Raw genomic sequence first — 5,610 nt, forward strand, 5'->3', positions numbered from 1 at the left:
GATCTGGGGGGATGAGGGCATCGTCTGGATCAAGCCCCTCCCCTTCAGGGAAGGGGTTGGGGTGGGGCCTTTCCACCAGCGTCCGGTTTGCGGAAGCGCCCCACCCCCGTCCCCTCCCCTGAAGGGGAGGGGTGGATGGTAGCTCCCACCCTCCTGCTCCTCGCCGCCTTGGCGGGCATCTGGTGGTTCCAGAAGGGCGATCTGGGCGCGTATCGGCGGTTTAGCGCGTTGAACGACAGCCGTTCGCGGCGGATGCGGTTCCGCCTCTGGCTGGCGCGTTCGGCGCTGGCGTTCCTGCTGCCGGTGCTTGTCGGGCTGGCGCTGCTCGCCCGGACCGATGCGCTGGCCGTGATGCCGGATGAATTCGCCCCCATCGCCGCCACCATGCCGCCGATCCTCGACAGCGGCGAGGCGATGCAGGGGATGCTGATCGGCGGCGCGGTCGGCGGGCTGGCGATCGGCGCGGTGCTGGCGCGCATGCGCAAGCGCAAGCCGCTGGGCAATGTCTCCGCGCTGCTGCCGCGCGAGCGGCGCGAAGTGAAATATGCCGCGGCGCTCAGCATCATGGCGGGGGTGACCGAGGAGGCGTTCTTCCGCCTCTATCTGCCGCTGCTGGTCGCGATGGCGACGGGGCAGGCGGGGATCGGCTTTGTCACGTCGCTGGTGCTGTTCGGGGCGATGCACCGTTATCAGGGCTGGGTCGGGGTGGTCGCCACCACCGCACTGGGGGCGGTGATGACCGGATTGTATCTGATGACAGGCAGCCTGTGGGTGGTGATGCTGGTCCATGCGCTGGTGGACCTGAACGGGCTAGTGGTGACCCCGGTGTTGGGCGGGGTGCTCAAGAAGTAACCTGTTCCCCGGCGAAGGCCGGGGCCCAGTTTCGGCAAAGTTCATGGTGTGTCCAAATGGCGAGGGGGAGGCGAATGTCCCACATCCTCGCCAATCCACCGCCACTGGACCCCGGCCTTCGCCGGGGAACAGGTCAGTTTTTGGCCGTGCTCAGTTCTTCAGTCGCCAGCCGGTGCGGAAAATCCAGCCGATCCACGCCAGGCATGCCAGCAGGAAGAGCGCCGTCACCCCCAGGCTGACTCCCGGCGTCACGTCCGAGGTGCCGAAAAAGGTCCAGCGGAAGCCGTTGATCAGATACACGACCGGGTTGAACAGCGTCACCGTCCGCCACGGCTCCGGCAGGATCGTCACCGAATAGAAGGCACCGCCCAGGAAGGTCAGCGGCGTGACGATCAGCAGCGGAATGACCTGCAACTGCTCGAACCCGCGCGCCCAGATGCCGATAGCGAAGCCGAACAGCGAGAAGGTCACCGCGACCAGCAGCAGGTAGAAGAGCATCGCGACCGGGTGCAGGATCGTCAGGTCGACGAACAGATGGGCGGTGGCGAGGATGACGAGGCCGATCACCATCGACTTGCTCGCCGCCGCGCCGACATAGCCCAGCACCGTCTCGATCGGCGACAAGGGCGCGGACAGGATTTCATACATCGTGCCGGTGAATTTGGGCATGTAGATGCCCAGGCTCGCATTCAGGATGCTCTCTGAAAAGATCGACAGCAGCATCAGGCCCGGCACGATGAACGCGCCGTAAGGCACGCCCGAGACCTGGTTCATCGCCGATCCGATCGCGGTGCCGAACACCACGAAATAGAGCGTCGTGGTGATGACCGGCACCATCAGGCTGGTCCACACCGTCCGCCGGAACCGCGCCATTTCGAAGCGATAGATCGACCAGATGCCATGCAGGTTCATGCGCGTGTCCCCTCGACCAGATCGACGAAGATATCCTCCAGCGAGGATTTGTAGGTTTCCAGATCGTTGAACCCGACATCCATGTCGCCCAGCTTGCGCAACAGCGAGGGGATGCCGGTCCGCTCGGCGCGCGCGTCGAAGATGTAGCGCAGGCGCTTGCCCTCATCCTCCAGCGTCAGGTTCCACTCGGCCAATTCGGGCGGGATCGCCGTCATCGGCTCGGCCAGGGTCAGCACCATTTCGCGCTTGCCGAGCTTTTTCATCATCTCGGCCTTTTCCTCGACCAGGAGCAGCTTGCCCTTGGCGATCACGCCCACCCGATCGGCCATCTCCTCGGCCTCTTCGATATAGTGCGTGGTCAGGATGATCGTGACGCCCCGCTCGCGAAGCCGGTGGACCAGCTTCCACATGTCGCGGCGCAGCTCGACATCGACGCCCGCGGTCGGCTCGTCGAGGAAGAGAAGGTCAGGTTCGTGGGACAGCGCCTTGGCGATCAGCACGCGGCGCTTCATGCCGCCCGACAGCTCCATCAGCTTGGCATGGCGCTTTTCCCAGAGCGACAGGTCGCGCAGCACCTGTTCGACATAGGCGGGGTCGGGCGCGCGGCCGAACAGGCCCCGGCTGAAATTGACCGTGTCGATGACCCGTTCGAACATGTCGACCGACAATTCCTGCGGCACCAGCCCGATCTTGCGGCGTGCGCCCTTATAGTCGCGCAGCGCATCATGCCCGTCGACCCGGATGGTCCCGGCCGAGGGCGTGACGATGCCGCAGACGATGGAAATCAGCGTCGTTTTCCCTGCGCCGTTCGGTCCCAGCAGCGCGAAAATCTCGCCGCGCCGAATCTCTAGGTCGACCGGCTGGAGGGCGGTGAACCCGCCCTTATAGGTTTTGGTCACGCCCTCGACGGACAGGATCGGGTCAGTCATACGGCAGTCCCCCGTTGGAAGACCGCCGCCTTATCAACGGTTTCGCGCTTCGGCGACGGCCTTTTGCAATTGTTCGAGCGGCAACGCGCCCGACAGGATGCGGTTGCCGACGATCCAGCTGGGCGTGCCAGTCAGGCCAAGCCGCCCGGCGGCTTCGAGATTGCGGGCGATCTCGGCATCGGCCTGGGGCTGGAAGGCGGCCATCTTGCTCATGTCGACGCCCGCCTTGGCGGCGGCGGCGGCGATGGTCGCGTCGCTGACCGGGCCACCGGCATAGAGCGCGTCATGAAAAGCGGCGAACTTGCCCTGCGATGCGGCGAGCAGGCTGGCGCGCGCCGCCGCCTTGCTCGACGGCGCCAGGATCGGCAACTCGCGATAGACGATGCGCAATTTCGGATCGGCCTGGGTCAGCTGCTTCAACAGCGGCAGGCTGGCCCGGCAATAACCGCAATTATAGTCGTAGAATTCGACCAGCGTGACATCGCCCTTCGGATTGCCGGTATAGGCATTGCCGAACGGCTTGGTCAGGTCGCCGCCGATCGCCGCGACCGCCTTGCCCTGTTCGCGGTCCTGCAGGCGCTGCATCGCCTCGGGGATCACCTCGGGATGGTCGAGCAGATAGGCGCGCACGCTGTCACCCGAGGTGCCGCCCGGCGCGACCAGCGGAGCCAGGGCCAGCGCGGTACCGCCACCGACCAGGCCGCCCAGGGCCGCGACGGCGGCCAACGTCTTCACGCCCATCAGCGGCGCTTCTTCTTGGAACTGGCGGCGGCGTCGGCAGAGGTCATGGCGATATCCTGCGCCCGAATCCATTCGGACGTATTGGGGGTGAGATTGGCCATCGCATAGCGGGCGCTCTGGATGGCGGTACGGGTGTCGCCCATCATGCTCGCCCGCTCGGCGGTGGCGAGTGCGGCGCGGGGTTCGTCGCCCATCTGTTCATAGGCGGTGCCCAGCTGGACCCAGGCAAAGGGATTGTCCTCGTCCCGCTGGACCGCGACTTTCAGGACCTTCACCGCCTCGGGCAGGTTGCGCTTGTCCTCGGTGGCGATCAGCGCATGGCCGAAGGTCGTGGCGATCAACGCATTCTGGCCCGAGCCCATGGTCGCGGCACGTAAAGGCGCAAGCGCCTCTTGCGGCTTGCCCGATTCCAACAGGATCTGGCCCTGGATTTCCTGAAAATAGGGGTCCTTGGGATCCTTGGCGATCAGTGCGGCGGCCTCCGCCTCGGCTTTGTCGGGATAGGCGGCCTTGTGATAGGCATAGGCGCGGGCATAATGCGCATAGACCGATTGGTCGGTGTCGGGATATTTGCTCAGCGTCGTCTCGGGCGGCGAGACATAGCCGAACAGCTTGGCCTTCACCCGCAGGAACCGTTCCTGAAGCCTGGCATCGATCGGCTTGGTCCAGGCGGGCGATCCCTGAAGATCGGCGGTCAGCGACTGGATACGCACCGACGACAGCGGATGGGTCTGCGCGAACGGATTGATGTTCGTATAGCCGTAACGATATTGCTGGTTCTGCAACTTCTTGAAGAAGCTCAGCATCCCCTTGCCGGTCACGCCCGCCGTGGTCAGATAGCGCGCGCCCGCCGCGTCGGCCGCCGATTCCTGGTTGCGGCTGAAGGCGAGGACGTTGTTCATCGCCGCCTGCTGCCCCGCCGCCATCACGCCCATGCCCGCCGCACCGCCGCCCAGCGCCAGCGTGGCCAGGCCCAGCACCATTGACAGCAGTTGCATCTTCATCGCGGGCTTCATCGCCTGTTCGCCCAGGATGACATGGCCGTCGGCGATATGGCCCAGCTCGTGCGCGACGACGCCCTGCACCTCGTTCACATTGTCCGCCGCCTGGAGCAGCCCCGAATGGACATAGACGATCTGTCCGCCCGCGACGAAGGCGTTGATCGAATCGTCGTTGATCAGGACGATCTTCACGTCGCGCGGGGACAACCCGGCGGCCTTGATCATCGGCGCGGACATTTCCGCGAACAGCGATTCGGTTTCCGCATCGCGCAGGATCGACTGCGCGGCGGCCGGCTGCGCCCAGATCAGGACCGTAACGGCGAAGGCGGCGATCAGACGCTTCATGCTTCCTCTATCGACGGGTCGGTTGCGCGACACAACCGGGTTTGCAGGTCATGACAGTGGAGATGGCCTCTGGCACAAGGCGGCTGAACGCATGGCGAACGAAAGGGTGGCGCGACGATGCCGATGATCGATGCGGGACGGGTCGCCCCAATGCCGTCCCTTCCAGTCTGTGACATCGCGGGAGCCCGGCCCGAGACGCGGCGGATGGCGGATTTGCCGAAGCCGGTGCACGATGCGCTGCTGGCGGCGGTCGGCCGCCCAGTCGCGGAAGCGGGGGCGCCGTTCAACGGATCGGATGTGGTATCGCCCGAATCGCCGCCGGGTGTGCGCTTCCTGCGGGCTTATCGGGTGCGGGGCCTGTGGCTGGTATGGGTCGAGGTGGGCGGCATCGGCCACCGTTTCCACCTGTTCGCCTTTCGCGATGCGGGGAAGGGGGCGATCGTCACCGTGCCCGTGCCGCGCGATGCCAGCCGCAACCTGTGCACGGCGTCGCAGGCGATGGCGGCGAAGGGCTGAGTCACCCCCCCCCCATCAGGGGATTATTGCAAAACCCGATTGCGGTGAACCGAGCGGGTATTTTGGCTTGGCTGGCGGTCAGCGGCCCCGCCCGCTGACCAGCGGGCGGGGGATGGCGGGGTATTCGAGCCCTGGTGAGCAGGTCCGAGGGGCGGAACGGGTTCAGGTGAGACGCAGCGCGGTGGTCATGTTGTAGGCCAGGGCAAGCAGAAAGCTGTCGTTGCGGTTCCTGGCCAGCCCCTTGTAGCGTACGCAGTCGAAGCCCCGCCATCGCTTGAGGGTGGCAAAGACACCCTCGACCTGGGCGCGGATCG

Annotated in this window: 7 protein-coding genes; 2 read left to right on the top strand and 5 right to left on the bottom strand. The window is 65.7% G+C overall.

Features of this window, described 5'->3' with window-relative positions; all coding sequences use genetic code 11:
* Positions 1-135 precede the first annotated feature (135 nt).
* On the top strand, positions 136-852 hold the full coding sequence (locus tag NS355_RS09380) for a CPBP family intramembrane glutamic endopeptidase (protein WP_153008158.1): 717 nt from the start codon (positions 136-138) through the stop codon (positions 850-852).
* Positions 853-1,002: 150 nt separating this feature from the next.
* Here the strand turns inward: NS355_RS09380 and NS355_RS09385 are convergent, their stop codons facing one another.
* Genes NS355_RS09385 through NS355_RS09400 form a run of 4 tightly spaced genes read right to left on the bottom strand, consistent with a single transcriptional unit; the run spans position 1,003 to position 4,780 of the window.
* Entirely contained in the window at positions 1,003-1,764 is a 762-nt protein-coding gene (locus NS355_RS09385; protein ID WP_058745464.1) for an ABC transporter permease, read from the bottom strand.
* Positions 1,761-2,693: an ABC transporter ATP-binding protein gene (locus tag NS355_RS09390; protein WP_058745465.1), complete on the bottom strand. Its 933-nt coding sequence runs from the start codon at positions 2,691-2,693 to the stop codon at positions 1,761-1,763. Before NS355_RS09390 ends, NS355_RS09385 begins: the two co-directional genes overlap by 4 nt.
* A 33-nt stretch (positions 2,694-2,726) precedes the next feature.
* Positions 2,727-3,434, bottom strand: a complete 708-nt coding sequence (locus NS355_RS09395) for a DsbA family protein (protein WP_058745466.1) — start codon at positions 3,432-3,434, stop codon at positions 2,727-2,729.
* Positions 3,434-4,780 (bottom strand): M48 family metalloprotease, encoded by a 1,347-nt coding sequence (locus NS355_RS09400; protein WP_058745467.1) that lies wholly within the window; start codon positions 4,778-4,780, stop codon positions 3,434-3,436. Before NS355_RS09400 ends, NS355_RS09395 begins: the two co-directional genes overlap by 1 nt.
* A 204-nt stretch (positions 4,781-4,984) precedes the next feature.
* Between NS355_RS09400 and NS355_RS09405 the strand changes: the two genes are divergently transcribed.
* Entirely contained in the window at positions 4,985-5,296 is a 312-nt protein-coding gene (locus NS355_RS09405) for a hypothetical protein (RefSeq protein WP_058745468.1), read from the top strand.
* A 162-nt stretch (positions 5,297-5,458) separates the two neighbouring features.
* Here NS355_RS09405 and NS355_RS19480 read toward each other — a convergent pair whose 3' ends face one another.
* Positions 5,459-5,608: a transposase gene (locus NS355_RS19480; protein ID WP_430727006.1), complete on the bottom strand. Its 150-nt coding sequence runs from the start codon at positions 5,606-5,608 to the stop codon at positions 5,459-5,461.
* Between the last annotated feature and the right edge of the window lie 2 nt (positions 5,609-5,610).

It is taken from the genome of Sphingomonas yabuuchiae (genome assembly GCF_001477495.1).
Taxonomy (GTDB): domain Bacteria; phylum Pseudomonadota; class Alphaproteobacteria; order Sphingomonadales; family Sphingomonadaceae; genus Sphingomonas; species Sphingomonas yabuuchiae_A.